At 42.6% G+C, this 24,385-nt stretch carries 9 protein-coding genes; 3 read left to right on the top strand and 6 right to left on the bottom strand.

From position 1 onward, the window contains the following. Positions 1-9 precede the first annotated feature (9 nt). The 3 genes from ACE1CD_RS06485 to ACE1CD_RS06475 all read left to right on the top strand — a co-directional run bounded on the left by ACE1CD_RS06485 (position 10) and on the right by ACE1CD_RS06475 (position 8,534). Positions 10-2,019, top strand: a complete 2,010-nt coding sequence (locus ACE1CD_RS06485; RefSeq protein ID WP_374822509.1) for an ATP-binding protein — start codon at positions 10-12, stop codon at positions 2,017-2,019. 472 nt (positions 2,020-2,491) lie between these two features. Continuing rightward, positions 2,492-4,627: an AAA-like domain-containing protein gene (locus ACE1CD_RS06480; protein WP_374795238.1), complete on the top strand. Its 2,136-nt coding sequence runs from the start codon at positions 2,492-2,494 to the stop codon at positions 4,625-4,627. Positions 4,628-4,682: 55 nt separating this feature from the next. Continuing rightward, positions 4,683-8,534, top strand: a complete 3,852-nt coding sequence (locus ACE1CD_RS06475) for an AAA-like domain-containing protein (RefSeq protein WP_374822507.1) — start codon at positions 4,683-4,685, stop codon at positions 8,532-8,534. A gap of 131 nt (positions 8,535-8,665) precedes the next feature. Here ACE1CD_RS06475 and ACE1CD_RS06470 read toward each other — a convergent pair whose 3' ends face one another. From ACE1CD_RS06470 to ACE1CD_RS06445, 6 genes are all read right to left on the bottom strand, one after another. After that, positions 8,666-10,324, bottom strand: a complete 1,659-nt coding sequence (locus ACE1CD_RS06470; protein WP_374822504.1) for an adenylate/guanylate cyclase domain-containing protein — start codon at positions 10,322-10,324, stop codon at positions 8,666-8,668. 39 nt (positions 10,325-10,363) lie between these two features. Then, positions 10,364-14,143 (bottom strand): adenylate/guanylate cyclase domain-containing protein, encoded by a 3,780-nt coding sequence (locus tag ACE1CD_RS06465; protein WP_374795235.1) that lies wholly within the window; start codon positions 14,141-14,143, stop codon positions 10,364-10,366. Beyond that, a complete protein-coding gene (locus tag ACE1CD_RS06460) occupies positions 14,140-16,998 on the bottom strand; it encodes a response regulator (protein ID WP_374822500.1) in 2,859 nt (952 codons plus the stop codon). Before ACE1CD_RS06460 ends, ACE1CD_RS06465 begins: the two co-directional genes overlap by 4 nt. A 127-nt stretch (positions 16,999-17,125) precedes the next feature. Next, complete coding sequence (locus ACE1CD_RS06455; RefSeq protein ID WP_374822497.1) at positions 17,126-22,705, bottom strand: AAA family ATPase; 5,580 nt, start codon at positions 22,703-22,705, stop codon at positions 17,126-17,128. Between the two features lie 341 nt (positions 22,706-23,046). After that, positions 23,047-23,478 (bottom strand): archease, encoded by a 432-nt coding sequence (locus ACE1CD_RS06450; protein ID WP_374795231.1) that lies wholly within the window; start codon positions 23,476-23,478, stop codon positions 23,047-23,049. A gap of 3 nt (positions 23,479-23,481) precedes the next feature. Further along, positions 23,482-24,366 (bottom strand): CobW family GTP-binding protein, encoded by an 885-nt coding sequence (locus ACE1CD_RS06445; protein ID WP_374795230.1) that lies wholly within the window; start codon positions 24,364-24,366, stop codon positions 23,482-23,484. Positions 24,367-24,385 lie beyond the last annotated feature (19 nt).

The raw sequence follows: 24,385 nt of genomic DNA, 5'->3' as shown, positions 1-24,385 counted from the left end.
AGACTATCTATGGCTAAGCCAGGTAAATTATCTGTTCCTTCCATTCTGCGAATGTCCATAATGCAGTTTATGGCTAAGCCACGTCAAACTTCTTTTCGTCGCATCCTGCTATTCCGCATTTTGCTGCTGAGCATACCGGTTTTACTGTTGGGGCAATATGTGATATATAAGAAAGCACGCTCCAGTCTGTTGGAAACCGCTCGTCGAAACTTAACTGAAAGCGCGGTTAGAAAAGGTGAGAGAATTGAGGAGTCAATTCAAGCGCTAGAGGCCAACTTACTTACAGCTAGCGAAACAGTTGTTTTAAAGTCTGGATCGGCTCAGGAAGTGGCAAAATTTTTCACTTTGCTAACAAAACAACTGCCGACGAATATAGAGTGCATTCAACTTACGAACGTTTCCACGGGTCAAGTGGTAGTGAGTACCTGTGGAAATAGAGCGATCGCTTCAATTCAAGCTAATTTATGGCCGCAGCAGCAAAGTCAAATGCTGGCAGATCGATCGATCGTTCGCGTTGCTACTCCACTGCGATCGAGAAAATCCCCAACAGATGCCTCTCAGGATACACAAATAAATTCAAATGGGGAAGTGGAATTGGTTCTTACAGCACCTGTTTATGACAGCACGGGGGCACTTCGCAACGCTTTAACTATTCACTCAACTTTGTATCAGCAACAGCTGGATAAGCCGGGTTCTCTTGCAGGCTATACTGTAATAATTGATGATTCCGGAACGATTTTAGAACATCCGGTTGCCAATTTGGTTGGACGTAATGTTGAGCAACTGGAAGATGCGAATCGACTGAAAATTCTCATTAAAAATGCCTTGTCTGGCGAACCGAATTTTCTGCATCTATTTGCTTTTGAAAAACGAGGGGGCGAATCAGTGGCTGGGTACACGGCTATCCCCAGTCCGTTAAGCAATAACCAAAATAAAAAATGGGTTATTCTGGCAGTTGCCAGTTTGGATAATGCACTTTTTGGACTTGCAGAAATTAATAATGTTCTGTTCAATTTGGTTCTGTGGTTATTAGGGGCTAACCTGATCGCAACCCTGTATGTAGCTCGCGATTTAGCCCGTCCGCTAGAGAAACTGGGAGACTATGCCTTGAATGTGCGGGGCCGAGGGTTCCCGTCCAAGATGCCCCACGACTTCAAAATCAAGGAGTTTAATCAATTAGTGGAAGCTCTTGATAGCATGGTGGAACGACTGACAGCGTGGGCAGAGGAGCTAGAAACTGCTTGGAAAGAAGCGCAAGCAGCTAACCAATTAAAAAGCGAGTTTTTAGCTAATACTTCCCACGAATTGAGAACGCCATTAAATGGTATCATTGGCTGTATTCGTTTGGTAAGAGATGGTTACTGCGACGATCGGGAAGAAGAATTGGAGTTTTTACAGCGGGCGGATGATGCGGCTATTCACCTGCTCAATATTATCAATGACATATTAGATTTGTCAAAGATAGAAGCCGGTACGCTCTCGGTGGTGATGGAGTCGGTAGATTTGCGATCGATCGTCAAAGAAGCAATCGATCTACAAAAAGTTCACATTCAACAAAAAAAACTACAGTTGCTTTGGTCTGAGCCTGTCGATTCGATCGCAATTCAAGCAGATCCAGCCAAGTTGAAACAAGTTTTCCTAAATGTGATCGGTAACGCTATTAAGTTTACCGAAGCAGGCAGCATTACTATTACTATGCGCCAGGAAGCAACCCCAGGTAAAGACGGTAACAATAACAGTTCTTCAGTTGTTGTCAGCGTTAAAGATACGGGAATTGGCATTCCACTAGACGAGCAGAAAAAACTGTTTCGGCCTTTTGTAATGGCTGATGGTACGAGAACTCGCAAGTATGGGGGAACGGGACTTGGACTTGCCATCTCGCGTAAATTAATGGAACTGATGGGGGGCACTATTAGTTTACACAGTGCTGGTGTAGACTTGGGCACAACAGTTGAGATCGGGATACCGATAATTAATTCTTCCCGATCGATCGCACCAGCAGATGCAGCCTCAAATTGACATTTTTACTTATTCATATTAACAAAAATAGGGGGGTATTTAAAGACTATATATAAATAGTAGTAAATTCCAATTGGTAATAAATAAAAAAATATTGAATCGTAGGGTAAGTTAGTCACTGGCGATAAATTCAGGGTGTTCAACCAATAATTTAAATACTGTGCCGTAACCCACATCACCCTCATTTTATCCATAAATCCGAAGGCTCTATTTTTGATTTTGGGTTAATTATAAGGTAATATAAATACTCTAAATACCTAGCTTGTTAACTAATATTTAGTATCAAGATGATAATAGAGTATGGCAAGTCAATTTCGTCAACCTAAATACACCGTTCATAACGGCTTTTTCACTGCTGTAAGTTGTATTGTGGGAACATATCGGTTGAGCGTGGCACAAAAATCAGCTAAAACCTGCGTTAATCTAGTGCAATACACTCTCATCAAACCGTCAGCTTCCCAGAAGGCGAATTATGCTTTCCTCAGCTCTGCCGCCCAATTTTGCAGGACAGCGCATTCTAGCCACCATCGTGTTCACAGATGTGGTGAACTTTAGTGCGCGGATGGTACTCGACGAAGAGCATACCCTCAATTTAATCGACCGGGACTTCCGGCTGATGAGAGAGCTGTGCCGAGAATACGAAGGCCAGGTTATGAAAACCTTGGGTGATGGAATGCTGATGTACTTTGCCAGCGCCGTCCAAGCCGTTACCTGCGCTGTAGAAATTCAGAAAGAACTTCAGAAAGCTGCTTGCAATTTGCATCCAATTGATGTATTGAACCATCGAATTGGCATTCATTTGGGAGATGTATTTTTTCGGGAAGCAGATGTTTTGGGAAATGGAGTTAATATTGCAGCTCGCCTACAAAACGAGGCGGAACCGGGGGGTATTTGTATATCGCAAACTGTTTACGATGTCGTCAAAAATTATATCCAGATGCCGGCCATTTACTGGGGGCCGAGAAAGTTAAAGGGAATTAATGATGCGATACCACTTTACCAAATTCGCACGACGGCGAATACCAGAGTTTTGCTTTCGCACTGCGAACAAGAACCGGAACTTAGCCTTGCTATGCAGATTTATGTGGAATTAAAAGCGGCTGGACACGAAATATTTCTGGCGGGAGAGACGCTTAGCTTGCTAGAAGAAACAGGCAGACATTCTCGCTACAATTTAAAGCAGGGTGATTGTTGGCTACTGTTGCATTTGGAAGAAGAATTAAGGCGAAGCGATTATTTATTGCTGCTCCTATCCGAGAAATCTGCCACGAGCGAGTTGATTGCAGAAAAAGTACGTCGAGCTAGAGAATTACGCAATTATCGTCCCGACAACAAACCGGCTATTCTGCCAATTCGGGTGGGTTGTTCTGTTAATTGGATGCCCAGTTACGATCTATATTCTTACCTACAACCATTTCATCAGCAAGATTGGCGATCGCCTGACGATACCCCCATTGTTCTGCAAGAAGTTTTGAGCTTTTTATCAGAAGGAAAACTAACAGATATTGATGTTTTTACAGAGCAATTACCTCCACCAAACTTGCCAGCTTTATCGGCAGATGAAAACTCTCAATTACCGCCTGTACCCGTAGCTGCGCCGGAATTACCAGAAGGTTCGGTAGCTCTCGATTCTGCCTTTTATGTAGAGCGCCTTCCCATCGAAGAGCGCTGTTACGAAACAATTTTGCAGCCGGGAGCTTTAATCAGAATTAAAGCTCCCAGACAAATGGGTAAAACATCGTTAATGGCGAGGATTCTAAATAACAGCGCTCAAAAAGGCTACCGAGTAGTTTCTTTGAGCTTTCAACTTGCAGATAATGCCATTTTTGAAGATTTGGCTAAATTTTTGCGGTGGTTTTGCTTAAATGTGGGGCGGGGTTTGCAGTTGCCGAATAAGTTGGCTGAATACTGGGATGAGGAATTTGGTAGCAAAATTAGTTGCAAAGATTACTTTGAAAATTATCTGTTAACCAACGTTACAAGTCCGCTTGTATTGGGATTGGATGAAGTAGATCGCATTTTTCAATATCCGCAAATTGCCGACGAATTTTTTAGCTTGTTGCGTGCTTGGCACGAGGAGGCAAAGTTTCGCGAAATTTGGAAAAATTTCCGCATGGTGGTTGTACATTCCACAGAAGTTTATATTCCTTTGAATGTGAATCAATCGCCATTTAATGTGGGGTTGCCGATCGAATTGCCGGAGTTTAATCGACCACAGGTATACGAACTGGTGCAGCGCCACGGATTGAATTGGAATTTTGCTCAAGTGGAACAATTGATGGCAATGGTAGGAGGACATCCTTATTTAGTGCGACTGGCTCTTTATCACTTGGCGCGTCACGATATGACACTATCGCAACTTTTAGAAACTGCTGCTACGGAAGCGGGACTTTATGGCGATCACTTGCGGCGGCATTTGTGGATTTTGGGACAGCATCCGGAATTGGCGGCGGCGATGAAGGAAATGGTGGTGAAAGATGGGGCGGTGCAATTAGAATCAATGCAGGCGTTTAAGTTACACGGTTTGGGACTGGTGCATCTGCAAGGAAATGAGTCTACTCCCAGGTGTAATTTGTATCGGCAGTATTTTCGCGATCGCCTCAGCTAATTTTAGATTTTAGATTTTAGATTTCAGATTTTAGCTTGAAATGGAGAATCAAAAATTGGAAAACTCGGCATATCAATATCAAGTCGGTGGCAGTTTGCCAATTAACGCTCCCAGCTATGTGTTGCGACAGGCTGACTCCGATCTTTATGAAGGTGTAAAAGCGGGAGAATTTTGTTACGTTCTCAATTCTCGACAGATGGGTAAGTCTTCCCTAAGAGTGCAAATAATGCAAAAGCTGATTCGGGAGGGTGTTGCCTGTGCTGCTATTGATTTAACAGCGATCGGCAGTCAAGATGTTCCTCAAAATCAGTGGTATGCAGGTATTACTTACACATTAGCCAGCAATTTAAATTTATTGGGTAAAGTTAATATCAGGAGTTGGTGGCGAGAGCGGGATTTTCTGGCTCCGGTGCAGAGATTGGGGGAGTTTATTGAAGAGGTATTGCTTAAAGAAATTAGCCAAAATATTGCGGTTTTTGTGGATGAAATCGATAGCGTTCTCGGTTTGAATTTTCCCACAGACGATTTTTTTGCATTTATTCGTTCCTGTTACAACAAACGCGCCGACGAGCCGCAATATCAACGGCTTACTTTTGTGTTGCTGGGAGTGGCGACTCCTTCGGATTTAATTCAAGACAAAAATCGCACGCCTTTTAATATCGGGCGAGCGATCGAACTGCGCGGATTTGAATTGCACGAAGTTTGGCCTTTGGCGCAGGGATTGGTAGGAAAAGTTAGCAATCCTTTGCTAGTTCTTAAAGAGGTATTAGCTTGGACAGGCGGACAGCCTTTTCTTACGCAAAAGCTGTGTCAAATTATTTTGAATTCCGAGCGAGTAGCGGTAGATGATGAGGCAGAATGGGTGGAAAATTTGGTGCGATCGCGTGCGATCGAAAATTGGGAAATCCAAGATGAACCCGAACATTTAAAAACGATACGCGATCGCGTTTTGAAGAATAAACAAAATACAGGGCGGTTGCTAAGGCTTTATCAGCAAATATTGCAACAAAAAAAGCAGTTGGCAGAAGAAACTCCCCAAGAAATGCAGCTGCGGCTTTTTGGTTTAGTTGTCAAACAGGATGGCAATTTAAGAGTTTATAATCCTATCTACGCTTCTGTATTCAATTCTCATTGGGTAGAACAAATGTTAGCTTCCCTGCGACCTTATGCAGAAGCGCTTGCCTCTTGGTTAGCTTCCGATGGCAAAGATGAATCTTATTTGTTGCGCGGACAAGCTTTACAAGAAGGGCTGAGATGGGCAGCCGATAGCCTGGGAAATCAAGACTATCAATTTTTAATGGCCAGTCAGGAACTGGAAAAAAGAGAACTTCAAAGGGCATTAAAGTCGGCGTTAGAATCGGCTCAAAAAGCTTTAAAAATCAAAAAACAAGCGAAGGAAGATTTGGCATCATCTGGTGGAATAGCCACAAGCGGAAGTACTTTTTCTGCATTTCTAAGTCCGTTAAATAAAGAAAGATTTCAACAAGTAATCGCCGATGTAGAAGATAAATTAAAAATAGTCAAACAAACCCTGTTAATGTTGATGGAATCTCAGGGTTTTGATAGTGTACTTAACGAAATGTTGCAGGCGATCGCGTTGAAAACAAGAGAGCTTTTGAGGGCCGATAGTACTGGAATTTATTTATTCGATCGAGAAAAGAATGAATTATGGTCAATTGTGGCTAACGAAGAGGAGAGCGGTACTCTAGAAATTCGCTTGCCAGCAGATATAGGAATCGCAGGAGAAGTTGCTACTTTGAAAAAAGCGGTCAATATTCCTTATGATTTTTATGACGATCCCCGCTCATTTTATGGCAAAAATGCGGATAAAGAAAGCAATTATCGCACATACACTATGCTAGCGCTACCGCTATTAAATGAGCAAGGAGATTTAGTTGCAGTTGTGCAATTAGTTAATAAATTAAAAGACCAAAATAATACAGAAAATTCTTTAGAAGAGCGCATCGATTTAGCAGGTTTTACGCGAGAAGATGAAGAACTTTTTACTGAGTTCGCACCTTCCATCCGGCTGATTTTGGAAGCTTCACAGTCATTTTATATAGCCGCTCAAAAACAACGGGCAGGGGATGCACTAATCAAAGCAACGCAAGCGCTCAGCCAAAGCAGTTTGGACTTAGAAGAAACGCTCAAGCGCGTTATGAACGAAGCTAAAAGATTGATGAATGCAGATCGGAGTACGCTATGGTTGATAGATGAAGAACGCGATCGCTTGTGGACAAAAATTCCTATCGGTGGCGAATTAAAAGAAATTTCCATTCCCAAAACAGCGGGCTTTCCTGGCAGAGTTGTGGAATCGGGTCAGCCGCTAGTGATTCCGTTTGACATTTATGACTCTCCCCTTTCCGAGACTAGCAAACAAATCGATCGCAAAAGCGGTTATCGCACTTGTAGCTTACTTTGTATGCCCGTTTTTAACACGGACGGTCAATTGATCGGCGTAACTCAATTAATCAATAAACGCCGACAAGGTGATTTCCCAGACTACAATCCTGAAGATTGGCCTAAAGCACCTGAATGCTGGAAGGCAAGTTTTTCTCGCACGGATCTAGAATTCATGCAGGCATTTAATGTGCAAGCGGGAGTAGTGTTGCAAAATGCCCAATTGTTTGCCACTGTTAAACAACAGGAACAAATTCAAAGAGATATTCTGCGTAGCTTGAATAATGGCATTATTTCTACTGATAAAGCCGGGAATATTATCGCTGCCAATAAAAGTGCGAAGCGGCTTTTGGGCTTGTACAGCGAAGACAAATTGGAAGGACGATCGGTTGTCGATTTAATCCAGATAGAAGAAGGCAATTTTACTAAATGGTTCCAGATAGCTTTGACACCAAAAGAAGAAAAAGAACGCCAGCAATATTATCCTGATAAAACCTTAATTGCGGCGGGAGGTGAAGAACATAGCGTTAACTTATCGATTAATTCTATCACCGATGCCAGCGATGAAACTAAGGTTTACGGTGTTTTAGTACTCATAGAAGATATCAGCGATGAGAAGCGGCTCAAGAGTACTATGTATCGCTACATGACTCAGGAATTGGCAGAAGAATTGCTCAAAGCTGGTGATGCAAAATTGGGTGGCGATCGCAAAGAAGTTTCGATTCTTTTTTCCAATATTCTCAGCTACACTACCTTAGCTGAAAGGATGGAAGCAGAAAAGGTAGTCTGCTTGCTCAACGAATATTTTGAGACGATGGTAGATGCTATTTACGATTATAAAGGTACGCTAGATAAATATATCGGCGACATGATTATGGCGGTTTTTGGTGCGCCCCTACCGTTGCCAGATCACGCTTGGATGGCTGTACAAACAGCAGTGGATATGCGCCGTCGCTTAAAGGAATTCAATTCGCGTCGCGTGCAAATGAATCAGTCAAAAATTAAGATCGGTATTGGCATTAATTCCGACAATGCGATTAGCGGCAATATTGGTTCCAGTAAACGAATTGAGTTTACAGTAATTGGCGATGGTGTGAATTTGGCTTCTCGCCTGCAAGGTGTCAGCAAACAGTATGGTTGCGATATTGTCTTGAGCGAAAATACTTACCGATACTGTGCCGATCGCATTTGGTTTAGAGAACTGGATTACGTTCGCGTGCAGGGTAAAACTCAACCAGTGGCGATATACGAACTGGTGGGATTGCGTGACGATTCAATTTCTGAGGAAAAGCAGAGATTAATCGATATTTATCGCCGAGGACGCGAGTATTATCTGCAAAAGAAATTTAGAAAAGCAATCAATGAATTTGGCATAATTCTGGAAGATATGAATATTCCCGACAAAGCAACTTCCTTATATCTAAAACGCTGTCAATATTGGCTGGACAACCCCGAAGTTGTCGAGACAGAATGGGATGATGGCGTCTGGACTCTCACAGAAAAATAAGGCAAGAGTGGGGGAGCGGGAAGAAATTCTTAATTTTGACTTTTAACTTTTGACTTTTGACTTTTGACTTTTGACTTTTGACTTTTGACTTTTAACTTTTGACTTTTGACTCCCGCTCTCCCGTTCACCGTTTATCCTAAAAAAGGGGAGGTAGTTTGACTGCGATCGATTCCGGGCGGTTTTATACGCTCCCAGAGTACGCGATAAAGCTGGAGCGGTCGGTCTTTTCCTTTTACCGAGACGGGTGGTAATTTTTCCATAGGTAAAGTGCGATCGCTCAACTTGTTCAAAGTAGTTTGGGAAATCAAAATTTCAGCTGCGTTAGCTGCACTACAGATGCGGCTGGTAACATTTGTGGTGTCGCCAATTGTCGCGTATTGAATTAAGCGAGGCGAGCCAATATTTCCCGCCGCAACTTTCCCGGTATTCAGTCCGATATGAATTTGAATTTCTAAATTGCGCTGCTTTATCCACTGCACATTTAAGCGAGTAACTGCCCACTGCATAGCGATTGCTGCTCGTAAAGCGCGATCGGCATCGTCGGGTTGTTGGTAAGGAGCGCCCCAAACTGCTAAAAGAGCATCGCCAATATATTTTTCTAATGTTCCCTCGTATTCAAACACAATATCCTCTACCATTACCTTGAAATATTCGTTGAGCATTTCAATTACTTGGCGCGGCGACATTCTAGAGGACATTTCCGTAAAACCGGTGATGTCGCAAAAAAGCGCTGTTACTTCGGTATCAACTATCTCTAAGTTACCTTCTTCTTTGAGCTTTTTACTCACAGCTATAGGAAAGAAACTTTCCAGTTTAGCTCGCATTACCGCTTCTGCTTGCATCTTTTTGTAGAGTTGGGCGTTTTCGATCGCGATCGCAGCTTGGTTGACCAGCGCAGTCAGAAACTCCAAATCTTCCTGAGAATAAACATTCGTCATAGAAAGATTATCAGCGTACAACACACCAATTACTTTCTCTCTTGGTTTCATCGGGACGCACATGGAAGCGTGGATTGATTGCATGACAATTGATTCCGAATCGTGGAAACGATTGTCTGCGCGAGCATCGGCAGTTAAGACAGCATCGCCATTTTTGCAAACGAAATGGGCAATTTTTTTGCTGTAAAAATGGTCGTCTTTCGGGATGCCAGCGCGACGCTTGGCTGCTTTTTGTTCTAACTGTCCTGTTTCTTCATTAACTAGCAGGATGATCGCTCTATCTACCCGCACGATCTTAAACAAGAGGTCGAGAATTTTTTCTAAAAGTATGTCAGTCTCCTCTGGAGAAGAAAGCTGCTTGCTCACTTCCAGCAAAATTTTTAATTTATCTACTGCCCGCTGTTCGGCATTTTTTTGTCGTAACATCAAGACCGAACCCGGATTTTCCACACCGCTTTGGTTCAATAAATCCTGGATTGCTACTTGGTTGTCATTGGGGGATAATCTTTTGACGATCGACAAACCCAAATTGTCATCATCTCCCGCAGTTGGCGAGCCAACGTCAAAGCAACTTACAAATTTAAAAATTACATGGCCACAATGGATTAAATCTTCATCTTTGAGTTCGTAGCGCTCGATTTTAGTGCCGTTAATAAAAGTATTGTTGCGACTGTTTAAATCCTCGATAATAACGGTATCATCAGTGACCGTAATCTTGGCATGGTGACGGGATAAACTAGGATCGGTCACAACTATACTGTTGCCCTTCTCTCGTCCAATGGTATTTTCACCGAACTTTAACTCATACATTTCCTGATTCACTGAGTCTGGGTCTTTGATTAAGTAAGGCACGATTCACCCCCTTTTGCACTTGCTAATTTAATTATTTAATCAGATTTTATTTTTGAGGAAATAGGTAACCATTTGTCCTTTACCTTTGACAGAAATACTTCCCCTTTTTTCAAACACATACTTATCTTTTAAAAGTATGTAAGTTGCTTCAGTGACTTGTATGCTTCCCGGTATACCTGATGATTCCATCCGGGAGGCAACGTTAACTGCATCGCCCCACAAATCGTAGATAAACTTTTTCATGCCAATTACTCCAGCTATCACTTGTCCTGTATTGATGCCGATGCGGATTTGAAATTGCTCGCCTTTTTCAATTTGAAAGCGATTAATTGCCGCTTGCATATCCAGAGCCATGTTTGCGATCGCTTCTGCGTGGTCGTTTCTTTCGATCGGCATCCCACCTACAACCATGTAGGCATCTCCAATAGTTTTAATTTTTTCTAAACCGTGTTTTTCGGCAAGTTCGTCAAAAGTCGAAAAAATTTCATTAAGTAAATTGACTAATTCGATGGGAGGCATTTTAGCCGAAAGGGGAGTAAAACCAACAATATCGGCAAACAAAATTGTGACTTCGTTGAAATGTTCTGCGATGGGACGCTGTTCGCGTTTCAATTTTTCGGCGATCGCTTCCGGTAAAATATTCAGCAATAAGTCTTCCGACTTTTGCTGTTCTAAGCGCAAAGCTTCTTCTGCTCGTTTGCGATCGCGAGCTTCTATTGCCAAAGCAACCAAATCGGCAATAGAGCGGGCAAAAATTTCCTCTTCCGGCGTCCAATGATGGACTTTTCCCACTTGTTCCAAACACACTATACCCAGAGTTTTACCACTCTGGCTAATCGAAACATCCAGCAAAGATTGAACGCCAAAGGGAATCAGGTAAAATTCTACCAGTTCCTGAAGTCTCGGATCGGTTAGAGCATCAACGCTAACGACGGAACCGGAGGATTGTAAAGCTTTGAAATAAATGGGATAATCTTCGATAGTAATTTCCCATCCTTCAAAGTAGCGATTGCGATCGGCTTCAAACAGATTCACGCATTGAATTTTAGATCCAGTTTCGTCATACAACCATACGCTCACCATTCCGATGCCCAACATTTTGGCACTTGCTTTGGTAATTGCTTTTAGCGCTGCTGATAGATTCCCCTGTGCGATCGCTTTATTTTTTGTCAGTTTCACCAATACTTTGTTGTGTTTTCGCAATTGTCTTTCGCTCTCTCGCAAAGCATCTTCCGCAAGTTTGCGTCTGGTAATATCGGTAAGAATTCCTTCATAGTGGCATAACTTCCCTTGCTCGTCGCAAACCGCATGGGCATTTTCAGAAATCCAGATAATGCTGCCATCTTTACGATAAATTTGAGATTCAAAATTAGATATAGCGCCATTCTGTGCCAGCATTCCGACAAAAACTTCCCGACGATTTGGGTCTACATAAACTTCTTTTCCTAAATTAGCGATACTCTCGGTCAATTCCTCCGGCGAGTCGTAGCCATAAATTCGCGCTAAGGCTAAATTCGCACTCAAAAAGCGTCCATCGGGGGCTGTTTGGAAAATGCCTTCCGTGGCGTTCTCAAAAATACTGCGATATTTCTCCTCAGCTTCTCGGAGAGCTTCTTCTGCTCGCTTGCGATCGGTGATGTCCCGGACAAGAATTAAAGTTTGATTATCATCGATCGGGACAACGCGGACTTCTTCATCTAATTTTTCACCATTAACCTCTATTTGCTGTTCGTAAATTTGCACTTCTCCCGTTGACAGAGCTGCGTGAATATAAAACATCCTCCGGCTGTATAATTCTGGCGGAAATCCTTCCGATAAATGTTGGCCGATCGGATTAATGTTTATCGCCGACATTTGGGAGAATTTCGGTTGGATAAAGTCTAAATAGTAGCCATTGCGATCGATCCGCATCATGATATCCGGAATCGCCAAAAGAATAGCTTGTTTCTGCGCCTCGCTCTCCCGCAGTGCTTGTTCCGATCGCTTGCGTTCCGTAATGTCAAAAATCACTCCATCCAGCCAGAGCATTTGCCCGTTGCTATCGAAAATTCCCTGACCTTTCTCGTAAATCCAGCGAATGCTGCCATCGGCATGAATTATCTTGTATTCTAGAATATAAGGAAGTCTTGCAGTTAGTGCCCGCTCGACATTTATCTGCACCATCTCTGCATCTTCAGGATGAATAATACTTGCAAATGTTCGCACTTGATTATGAATAAATTCACTGGCAGGATAACCAGAAATTTCCTCGATTACATTGCTGATGAAATCCATTGTCCAGTCAGAGTCCCACTTACCCCGATAGATAGCTCCGGCAATATTAGAAACCAAACTTCTAAATCGCTGCTCGCTCTCCCGCAGTGCTTCCATAGCCAGTTTGCGTTCGGTGATATCTTCGGAAATGCAAAGCAGGTGCGTAACTTCAGAGCGATCGTTAATCACAGGAACTTTTAGAGTTCGCAACCATTTTGTTTGACCGGATTTTGTATTGATGGCTTCGGAGGGAATATCAACTAATTTACCCGTCTTGACCACCTCTAAGTCTTTTTCTAGGAAGAAATCTGCTTGCTCTTGGGGATATAAGTCGCGGACGTTGCGCCCTAATGCTTCTTCTTTGGAATTGCCAAACATCTTTTCACTAGCTTTGTTCCACAGCACAAAGCGAAAGTCATCGGCAACATCTTTGGCAAATACTGCTAAAGGGATGTGTTGGACGATCGTATCTAGGAAGCGCTGCTGTTGCGACACTTCTTCTTCTAATCGCTTGCGTTCGCACGCTTCCAAGGCTAAAGACGCTAAATCTGCCAGGGAAGCTGCAAAATTTTGCTCTTCCGGTGTCCAATGACGATAGAGGCGGGATGACCCCGCCTCTATTCCTATGTGTTCCAGACACAAAACTCCCACTGTTTGTCCCCCCAGTCGAATGGGGATATCCAGCATAGAAGTGATACCTAATGGAGTTAGGTAGGAATCTGTAAATTCTTTCGTGCGCGGATCGTTGCGAGCATCTTCAGCTGCGATCGTCCAATCTTCTGCCAAAGCTTTGAAATAGGCAGGATAACTTGGCTCAGCTAATTCCAATCCCTGTGAATGTTGGTTGCCAGTCAGCTCGAATAAGTCCAGACATCGGATCGCTTTTTTTGTATCGTTATACAGCCAAACACTGGCTCGTTCGAGCTCCAGTGTATGAGCAGCCGTTTCGGTAATTTCTGTGAGGGCAGTTTTCAAGTCGCCTCGGTAGAGGGCGTTATTTCTTGATAGTTTTACCAGCACGGCGTTCTGATGGCGCAATCTTATTTCGTTTTCCCGCAGGGCTGTTTCCGCTGAAATGCGATCGCTAATTTCTTGTTGCAGCCGCCCATTTTGTTCTTGCAATTGCTTTTGCAGTTTCCGCAGCGTCAGGTGATTCTCCACGCGAGCTAAAACTTCCGCACTCTGAAACGGTTTGGTGATATAATCTATTCCACCTACAGCAAAAGCCTTTACTTTATCCAAAACATCGTCTAGGGCGCTGATAAAAATGATCGGCACATCGCGAGTTGGCTCGTTTGCTTTCAGATATTCGCAAACTTCATAGCCATTCATTTCTGGCATATTAATATCGAGTAATATCAAATTGGGTAGAGATGCCCGACACGCAGTTATCGCCATTTGACCGTTCAACGCTTTGCGTACTTCATACCCCCGCTCGCCTAGTATAGTCGCCAAAAGGCGGAGATTATCCGGTTTGTCGTCAACAATAAGAATATTTCCTTTGCTGTTGAGGATAATCTCTTTTGCACTCTCGATTTTATTTGTTAATAGTTGGTTGTTATTCATTTTCTTGACTGCTCAATTAAATCTATAACTTTATCAAAACGAAAGTCATCTGCCCATTCTTTCAAGGTGTTGACCAAGGGGGGAATGCTGGTGGGAATTTGCTCGATTAGCTCAAAAATCAGACTATCGCTGCATTGGGCTGCGGCGTTGTATAGCTGGTCTACCCACTCGGCAGGCATTTGGGACAAGTAGGTATCGAGGGGGAGATTTGAGTTACCGTCCGAATCTGGAGAAGCCATACCCCTCAAAAGTTCTTCTTTTTTTGGTTGAACTTCCGACTCGATCGCGATCGGCTCGTCGTAGATATATCGCACCCCTAAATAGCGAGCCATTTTTTCTAAGATTAGCTCGACCGAGAAGGGCTTGCTGACGAAATCATCGCAGCCTGCCGACAAAATAGCAATGCGGTCTTCCTCAAAGGCGCTGGCAGTCAGAGCGACGATCGCAGTTGCTTTACCGAGAGGATGCTCTTTGATGCGTTTGGTGGCTTCGTACCCATCCATCACCGGCATTTGTATATCCATGAAAATTACCTGCGGTTGCCAGTTCTCCCACTGGACAATTGCTTCTTTACCGTTGGCAGCCGAATGCACCTCAAAGCCAATGGCTGTAAGCAATTTAACCAACAGGAGGCGGCTGACTTTGACATCTTCAACCACCAAGATGCGATACTTCGGTTGATTGGGTGCTAGGCCAATTATCTTGCGAGTTTGTCGTACAGCGGGAACTTTGAGATCGTCAACTACAGAAACGGGAATATCAAATTTAAAAGTTGTTCCTCTAGCCAGAGTACTGCTCACGGCAATTTCCCCTCCCATCAGCTGTACAAATTGTCGGCTAATGGGTAAACCCAATCCAGTTCCTTGCTCGGATTTTCGACCGCTTTCCGTTTGTCCGAAAGGTGCAAATAGGAGCGTCATTTCTTCAGGAGCAATACCTGGGCCGGTGTCTTCTACTTCAAACAACAGTCGAGAATTGTTCGTCGTCGCTCTCGATAAACCATCCACTTTCACGCGCAGGATGACACTGCCTTTTTCTGTAAATTTGATGGCATTTCCCAGTAAATTAATTAAGACTTGGCGTAACTTGTTATCGTCCGTTTTGACGTATTTGGGAACCTCTGGAGTGAGTTGGAAGATTAACGCTAAACCTTTAGATTTAGCTTTGAGTTGGAACATCTCTTCGAGATTGGTTAGCAAGCGACACAGGTCAAAGCTATTTTCATTCAGCGTTACCCGGCCCGATTCGATTTTAGACATTTCTAAAATGTCGTTGATCAATGCTAGCAAATGCTCGCCGCTGCGATTGATGATTCCCAATTGTTGCTTCTGCTCAGCCGAGAGGGAGGCATCGCGGTTCATTACTTGAGTAAACCCCAAGATGGCGTTTAGTGGAGTTCTCAGTTCGTGACTCATCTTGGACAAAAATTGACTTTTGGCACGGTTGGCCGCATCTGCGGCATATACAGATTCTTGGAGTGCTTCTTCTGCTTTTTTTCGTTCCAATTCAGCAGCGGCTCTGGCAGCGAAAATTTTTAAAATTAACTCTCTTGTTTGGTCATCTGCCATCGGATTGATATCCATGACTGCCAAGTGGCCTAATACATTTCCGCTGGAGTTAACTAGAGGCATTCCCGCATAACTTTGTATGCCCAGTCTAGAGATTAATTTATTGTTAGGAAAAGTATCGATTAATTTATTAGAATAAAAGCAAATATTCGCTTTTGAAATTGTTTCGCCGCAGGGGGTATTACCGATTTCAAACTCGATGTTTTCGTTGAAATCAAAGCCAGTCCAAAACGCCAGTGTACGCACTTTTGTTTTTTCTCGATCGGCCCACTCCGTTACCAAGGCATAACGAACTTGCAGTACTTCAGCCAGATATCGGACGCAGGAACGCATAAAGCTATCACCTGTTGTTGAGGCTGTCCCTTCGACTATTAATTGTAATGCTTCTTCTCTATGCTTGCGATCGGTTATATCTCGCGCTACTACAATTACCGCCTCTGGAGAAAGAGGTGAAATATTTGCTCCCAGCCAAACTTCTCGCTCCTGAATTGTTACGTTGTATTCAACATAAACCGTCTGCTGAGTTAAGAGAGCTTGTTGAATCCCGCTAAAAATCAGGTCAGCTTGCTGTTTTGGCAGAACATCGTGCAGCGTCTTGCCAATCATTTCAGTCGGCGTTTTGTACAAGTTTTCCGTATGTGTGGGGGCAATTTTAAGGCAGCGTCCTTCGGCATCTCTGACCAGCACAACATCGGTCATCGCCGCAAAAATGGCACGCAGTTCCACCTCAGATGCTTGCAGTGCCGTCTCTACTTGTTGGCGTTCCCTAATCTCTTGTTCTAGTTGCAGATTTTTTTGTTCTAATTCTGCTGTGCGGATTCTTACTAACTCTTCTAACTTATGATTGTAAACTTCCAATTTCGCATTTTGTTCCGCTAATATTTTGTCTTGAAAGTAACTGCGTATGGCTTCTTTTACCGTAAGTTTTAAATCTTCCGATTCCCAAGGTTTGCTGATGTAACGATATAAATTAGCATAATTTATTGCATTGGCCACCGCTTCAATATCTGCTTGCCCTGTCAGCATTATTTTAATAGTTTTGGGCGAAATTGCATGGACGCGCTTTAATAATTCATCCCCTTTGATATCGGGCATTATATAATCAGAAATTATCAAAGCAATTTCATATTCATCTTCTTGCAACTCTCTTAATAATTCGATAGCGTCTTCACCGCCTTCCGCAGTTTCTATAATATATATATCGCCGACGGCTTTTTTTAATTCTATTTTCAAACTATCAAGTATTGTCTGTTCGTCATCAACACATATAATTACCGGATTTTTCATATTTTTTCCAAGCCATCCTTTATGGTTTCAATAAGTTCTTTTTCCAGCCAGGTTTTCGATTTAAAACAACGCTTTCATCATCAAGGCATAAAATTACTGGTTTAGGCATAAATGGATTATTCCTGATTTAGTTAATTGGTAATGACACGGTAAATTTAGTTTTACCCGGCACCGAATCTACCCAAATTTTACCCTCGTGTTTATCAATAATTTTCTGCACAATATTCAATCCCAAACCGCTGCCTTCGCCGGCTGGTTTTGTAGTAAAAAATGGTTCAAATATTCGCGGCATAATCTCCGGTGGTATACCCGTACCGCTATCGGTTATGCTTATATTTAAGCAACTATCTTGTGCAGTCACATTAATGGTTAAGGTTCCATTATTGTGCATTGCTTGTAAAGCATTGTGAATCAAATTTGTCCAGACTTGATTGAGTTCGTCGGGATAGCACAAAACAGTCGGCAAAGAGGCATCGTAGTTTCTCACTACTTCCACACCATGCTTGAGTTGGTTGTGATAAAGGGTTAACACAGTTTCAATCCCATCTGTGATATTTGTCCGTAACTTTTGTCCGGAATGGTCATAACGAGCGTAGCTTTTTAAGGCAAACACTATTTTGGCGGCACGGTTTGTTGCTGTGGTAATGGTTTGGGTGCTTTTTTGGACGCTGGCAAGTTGATAGGCGGTGTTTAATACTTTTTGGCTTTCCGGGTCTTTCAGCAATGGCAAAAACGGTTCGAGATTTTCGTAAATGCCCAGGTCTACTAAAGTATCGGCAACGGTATCGGCATTGGCAACGTTATAAGAATTTAGTTGACTGACTAAAGCGCGTTTGAATGAGCGTCTTTCTTTGCTAGACAAGGCAGTTGTTTGTTGGGTTGAATTTTGCAGCAAGGCGAAGAAGTCTCGCTGGCGTTCTGGAGAAAGTTGTTGAAAAAATTCTGGTAATTTTTGGAGCGATGAATTCATGAATTCGGCAATATTTTCAACTGACGATCGAATTGCCCCCAGCGGAGTATTAACTTCATGGGCAACGCCAGCAACCAGTTGTCCTAAAGCTGCCATTTTTTCAGATTGGATGAGTTCTTCTTGGGTAGCTTTGAGGTTTTCTAGCGCTTGCGAAAGTTCCTGAGTGCGTTCGGCAACTTGGATTTCTAAAGTACGATTGTATTCTGCTAACAACTTTTCGGCTTGCTTGACTTCAGCGTAAAGTTTGGCATTGGCAATCGCGATCGCCGCTTGTCCGGATAACAGTTGCAAAACTTCCAAACTGTTAGGAGTAAAAGCTGCTGCGGTCAGATTATTTTCCAGATACACAATGCCCCAAAGCTTACCTTGATTCATTAACGGCGCACACAAGATAGATTTAGGTTTATTTTTTTTGATGTAGGGGTCATCTGGATTTTGGATTTTAGATTTTGGATTTTGCATTTCGCTAACCGCATCGTTGAGGACGATCGTTTCCTTTGTGCGGGCAACATAGTTGACGATCGATACGGGTAGGCGGTTTTCAATAGGTACTGACTGCAACACCGCGACGTTATCAGAATCCACCACACCGCTGGCTTCTATTAACAGTTGACCCTCTTCTTTCCCTTGTTCTGTGTGGGAATGCAAAACTAGGTAGCCAATTTGTGCCCCAGCATTTTCGATGATAATTTTCATCAACTTGGAAAGTAACTTTTCCAGTAAAATTTCACCGGAAATCGCTTGCGATGCTTTTATTAATGTGCCAAAATCGAGAGATGCAATCGAGCTACTGGTAGTTGAGACGCTTATATTTGTCGTATTAATGTTACTAACGGTATTTGTCGATAATTTAGTAATTAAATGCGGATATTTTGACTCCAAATACTTCACCTTCGCCTGCGCTCCCCAACGCAAATAGCAGTAGTAGGCATCAGTCATATAAACTTGGGCAATTTTTTGTTTCCCTTTGCTTAACCAGAATTTAGCGGCTAATTCATGGGCTAAAGCTTCATTCTGAATATATTTATTTTCGCTGGCCGATTCAATTGCGCGATCGTAGTAGTCGATCGCCTCTAAATCTTGACCGGAAAGGCGAGCGATTTCTGCCTCGATCAACAGATACTTATGCAAATAATTTACCGGACAGTTATCTGCCCATATCTTCATTTTTGCTTCATTATCTGCCAGAATTTTCCTGTATTCTTGCTGCTCTTTTTCAGACGCTACAGGATAATGGGCAGCTAGACACAAAGAAGAGTAAAAATAATGTTCGATTATATTATAAAAACCCGCACAACTTGCCACTGTTTTTTCATTTTCTATGGCGAGTTGAGCGCCTTTGGCAAATTCACCTTGAATCAATAAAACTTGTAACTTACGAGTGCCGTGCCAGTGAATGCCAATATTAAAACCGCTCTCTTGCCATGCCTTTAAAATTAGTGCTTCATCAAACAATTCATCTGGTGCGACAACTTCATTATCATCCAGCAAAGTGCGGAGCGTGTCTCGCAAACTAAGATAGGAATAAAATATATTCATATCGTTAATTTTTTGCACTCTAAGCAAATATTTTTTGCTATCTTCATAAACTTCTGCTAATTCATCGCCGACTATCAACCTTGCCCATATTCTATAATATATAGCCCAGACTCCGTAAATTAAATCGCCGCATTCCAAACAGGCGATCGTCGATAAAGCATAAAGATCCACATTGTTTCTCAGGTGAACTTGATATGGCCCGATCGTATGAGCAAAAATGTTGGTAACCTTACCAAACAAAGTCCGTATGTTGAGCTTATTAATGAGCCGAAAACCTAGTTGCCCAAACTGATAAGCTAGTGGGTATTGACACCGCGCAGCTAATATGAATCCATAGAGTATATATCCAAATGCAGAAGCACCTACAACGCCATATGTCAGGGTAAAATTAACTATTTTAAAACTGCACCAATCCGACCAGTTTCGGTCTCCCATTAAATAAGCTGCTGCCCATAAATCCACTATCAAATTCATGCAAAGTCTCTTTTCGTCGTCTTGACATTCTCGGTCGTCAAGCAAGCTTTCCATGTTACGTTTCTGAAGTTTGGCGGCAACTTGTTCTGATTCTGCTGAAATAACATTTAACAATTCTGCTTGGGAATTGGGTACGTCAATTCCCACACTACGCAATCCATCTAGGCCCAAAGAAACGGCTTGAATAAATTTTCCTTGGGTCATGCACAAATTCATGTATATTCTGTAAATTTCCAACTTGTTAAAGTTAGATTTTGCCCGCTTCAAAGTAATCGTAAACAATTTTTCCGAGCGCTCAAAGTTTCCGCTTAAATACTCAACTTCTGCTCGTTCCTTATGGAGGGCTAAACTTAATTCATACTGGTCTGCCCAGCGATTTTTATCCAAAATATCCATACCTACTGTCAGATACTTTAGCCCTGCTTCATAAGCTGTCGCCGCTTTAGCTTTCTCACCAGCAATCAGATTTAATCGAGCAATTTCATTCCGTTCTGTTTGGGTGCTAACAAGTGCAACTCCCAGGTCGAGATGATCGACGATCTCGAAGATTTTCTCGCCTAAATCTTGCGGTTGAGTATTTTGCAAAAGCAGGCGACCTATTTGTAAGTGAACGGCTTGTTTTTGTTCGTCATTAATCAAGGCATAAGCTGCTTGTTGCACGCGATCGTGCAAAAATTGATAATTTTGAATTAACAATTGATAATCCCATTCAGATGCAGCGAGAATTAAGGCGGACTGAACTGCCGGAATTAAATTTTGGAAAACTTCAGCAGGTGATTTTTCGCAGATTATAGATAGAGTATTTAGATCGAAAGATGCGCCTACACAAGCAGCCAAGCGCAACACCTGCTGCGTTGCATCTGGCAATTTCTTCAACTTCCCTATCATCAATTCCACGACATTATCAGTTATATCTACTGCCTCAATTTGATTGATATTCCATTGCCAACTTCGAGAACGCAAATTAAAATTGAGCAGATTTTCTGCGTGCAAAGTTTTGAGAAATTCATTCACAAAGAAAGGATTGCCCTCTGTTTTCCGATCTACCAATTTTGCTAATGGTTTGACCGACTGAGTATCGCTGTGTAAAGTATCGGCAATCAATTCACCGATCTGCTGCATATTTAAAGGAGTTAAACTTATAAAATTGACCGTTGCTCCTTTTTTCTGCAACTCATCAATAGTTATCATCAACGGATGGGATGGATTCACTTCATTATCGCGATACGCTCCGATCGAGAACAAATATTGTAATTCCACTTCCGTCATCATCAGTTCTATAAACTTCAGAGAAGCTGCATCTGCCCATTGCAAATCGTCTAAAAAAATGACTAACGGATGCTCCTTTAAGCAAAATGTTCGGATGAAGTTTTGGAAGACAAGGTTAAACCGATTTTGCGACTCTTGTGGCCCTAACTCTGGTACCGCTGGTTGTTTGCCAACAATCAATTCTACTTCGGGAATTACATCAATAATTACCTGACCGTTCGAGCCAAGTGCTGCCTCTAGTTTTTGTCGCCAAAGTTTTAGCCGATCATCGCTTTCGGTTAAAATTTGCCGCACTAATCCTTCCAAAGCGCTCACAACCGCAGAGTAGGGGACGTTGCGTTGAAACTGATCGAATTTGCCAGAAATAAAATAGCCGCGCTTTTCTGTAATAGGTTTGTGAATTTCTTGCACTAAAACTGACTTCCCGATGCCGGAATAACCTGTCACCAGCATCATTTCAATTTTGTTACTTGTTCGTTGTCCGTTGTCCGTTGTTAGTTGTTCCGTACCGCTGACTCGCTCAAATGCTGCCAGTAAGGTTTCCACTTCTCTCTCGCGTCCGTAGAGTTTTTGAGGAATTTGAAACTTATCAGAAATATCTTGCGAAGCGAGGGGGAAAGAAGATATAAATCCATTTGTCTGTAGTTGCGACAAACATTCCTCTAAGTCGGCTTTAATTCCCCAGGCAGTCTGATAGCGATCTTCTGCATTCTTCGCCATTAATTTCATTATAATATCTGAAATAACCTGTGGAATTTCTTCACTTTTGACTTCATTTGGCTGTTTGGCAATGTGGCAATGCAGCAACTCTAAAGCATCGGTGGTCTCAAACGGCAGTTTTCCTGTGAGGAGTTCGTAAAAAGTGACACCGAGAGAGTAAAAGTCCGTGCGGTAATCCAGGAAGCGGTTCATTCTCCCTGTTTGTTCCGGAGATATATATGCCAAAGTACCTTCTAAAACATTGGGATTTTTTAGGGTGGGATTTTCGCGGGTAAAAATGCTGGAAATACCAAAGTCGATGATTTTTAGTTGCTGGGTTTCTGGGTTAAAAACTATATTAGATGGATTGATATCTTTGTGAATAATATTGGCTGCGTGAATATGACCTAAGCTATCGGCAATAGCCACACCAATTCGGATAACTTCAGCTAATGTAAATTTTCGCTCCTTCATCAACTTTTTTAGCGATTCCCCGCCAAAATCTTCAAAAATGATGAACATCGTCCTTTGATAGCTTTCTAATCCATAAGCTTTGCAGACACCATCAATATTAAGTTTGCAGCTGATTTCATATTCTTGCTTGTATCTGCGAAGCTCATCTGGCGTGGGATAGTCTTGCTTCAGCACCTTGACGATCGCAGGTTGGTTATCCTCGACTCGGATGCCTCGGTAAACTTCGGAGTTGACGCTTTCATAGATGGGAGCTTTGATGGCAATGCCAGGAAGGTCTATCATAGTTTGGTTGTGTGACTTTAGGGATTAAGCTGCATACAATCTGGCACCCAGAGTAGATGAGAAGGATCGTAGCCTCTTTGTCGATATCTAGCGGTGGTATTTTACAACCCGGATTGACGATCGACTGCTATTTGAGGCACTATTATTTTGGGTCAACCGCGTCTAACACCGCTTTTCTGCAAGGTAGGCAATACACTCTACTAAAAAAAGTATAGACTAATCGCGTCGCCGGCACAGTTAGCCTATACTCGTGTGAGAATAAACCTGAAGTTATTTGGCACATAGGATGGCTTAAAAATATTGCCAACCGACAAGCGGGTTGACGGCTCTTTCCGAGCGGACTATATATCAAGGATTACCATAGCCGTCCAACCGCGATCGCTTTTTCGCAATTCAAATTGATGTAATGTCACAGCTTTGACATCTACGCGCTGTTCGTGTCGGTTTGGATCGAGCTTTTCTCCCGCAGTAACCGCACTCAAATGATATAAGTTATCTTTCTCTTCAATCTGAACTTCCTGCGCTCTCAATAAAAGTAATTCGCTGTCTTTATAATAAATTAGTTCTTGCAAAAAATTGAAAAGCAACAAATCTAAGGCATCATTTTCTAAGGTGAAACTGCGCGTTTCCCTTGGTTTTATTTCTTCCAAATTATCGATCATGGTGTTGACAGTCGCATCGCCTGCGGCTTGGAAAAGTTCTGGTAAATCTTTTCCATTAGCGCGAAAAGCAATATCCGCAGTGGCAACATCTTCCAGAAACTCATAATCCATAAGCTATTGCTCGCACAATTTTAATTGACTGATAATTTGCTCTTGGCGATCGCACACTTTTTTGCCGATGAAAACCAGTTCGGTTCCCTCTTGTTCAAACGGCTCCAAATCCCAACGTCCAGCTACAAAATTAAACAGATAATTTCCATCCGAAAATTTTACAAAACCTTTGGATCGATAAACATCTGTTTGTAGTAAGTTGGCAAATTCCCCAAAACGTTCGCTATTTAAAATGGCAGCAGTTTTGTAGCCGAAAGATTCAAATTCCGGTTGATGAACGTGGTGGGGTGGCGGTTGCATTCGCTCTCTACCAATACCGAATAGCAAATCTACATCTACCTGACACCGTTTCGTTCGCAAAATTGAGGCAATTTCGTTGAAGGAATTGAGCTTTTTTTCTATAGCTTCTAACTCAATTTCCGACACCAAATCCACTTTATTTAAAAGGATGGTATCTGCCGCTTCAATTTGCATCCTGCTGGTATGACCGACTTGCGGATATTTTACCATTGCATCCGCATCGATGACGGTGACAACTCCATCCAAACGCACTCTAGTGAGACTTTCTTGAATATCGAAAACCAGTGCATCCGGTTCCGCAACTCCGGTTGTTTCCACTACAATATTATCGGGATCGACTGTATCGACAATTTCGTTGACAGCAGCTTCAAATTCGCCCAGCAGCGAACAGCAGACACACCCCCCGCCAAGGTCGGCCATTTCCACATTTTTACCTTGAATAATTTTGGTGTCGATCGCAATTTCGCCAAATTCATTCATCAGAATGGCGATTTTTTTGGGAAAACTATCGAGGATGTGACGAAGCAGAGTTGTTTTGCCGCTTCCGAGTGGCCCAGTAATCACTGTTAGTGGTGTCCGTACTTGCATAAATTATCCTTTTTATGCT

The sequence above is a fragment of the Aerosakkonema sp. BLCC-F183 genome, from assembly GCF_041929145.1.
Lineage (GTDB): Bacteria > Cyanobacteriota > Cyanobacteriia > Cyanobacteriales > Aerosakkonemataceae > Aerosakkonema.
This window is presented reverse-complemented; position numbering and strand designations above follow the sequence as displayed.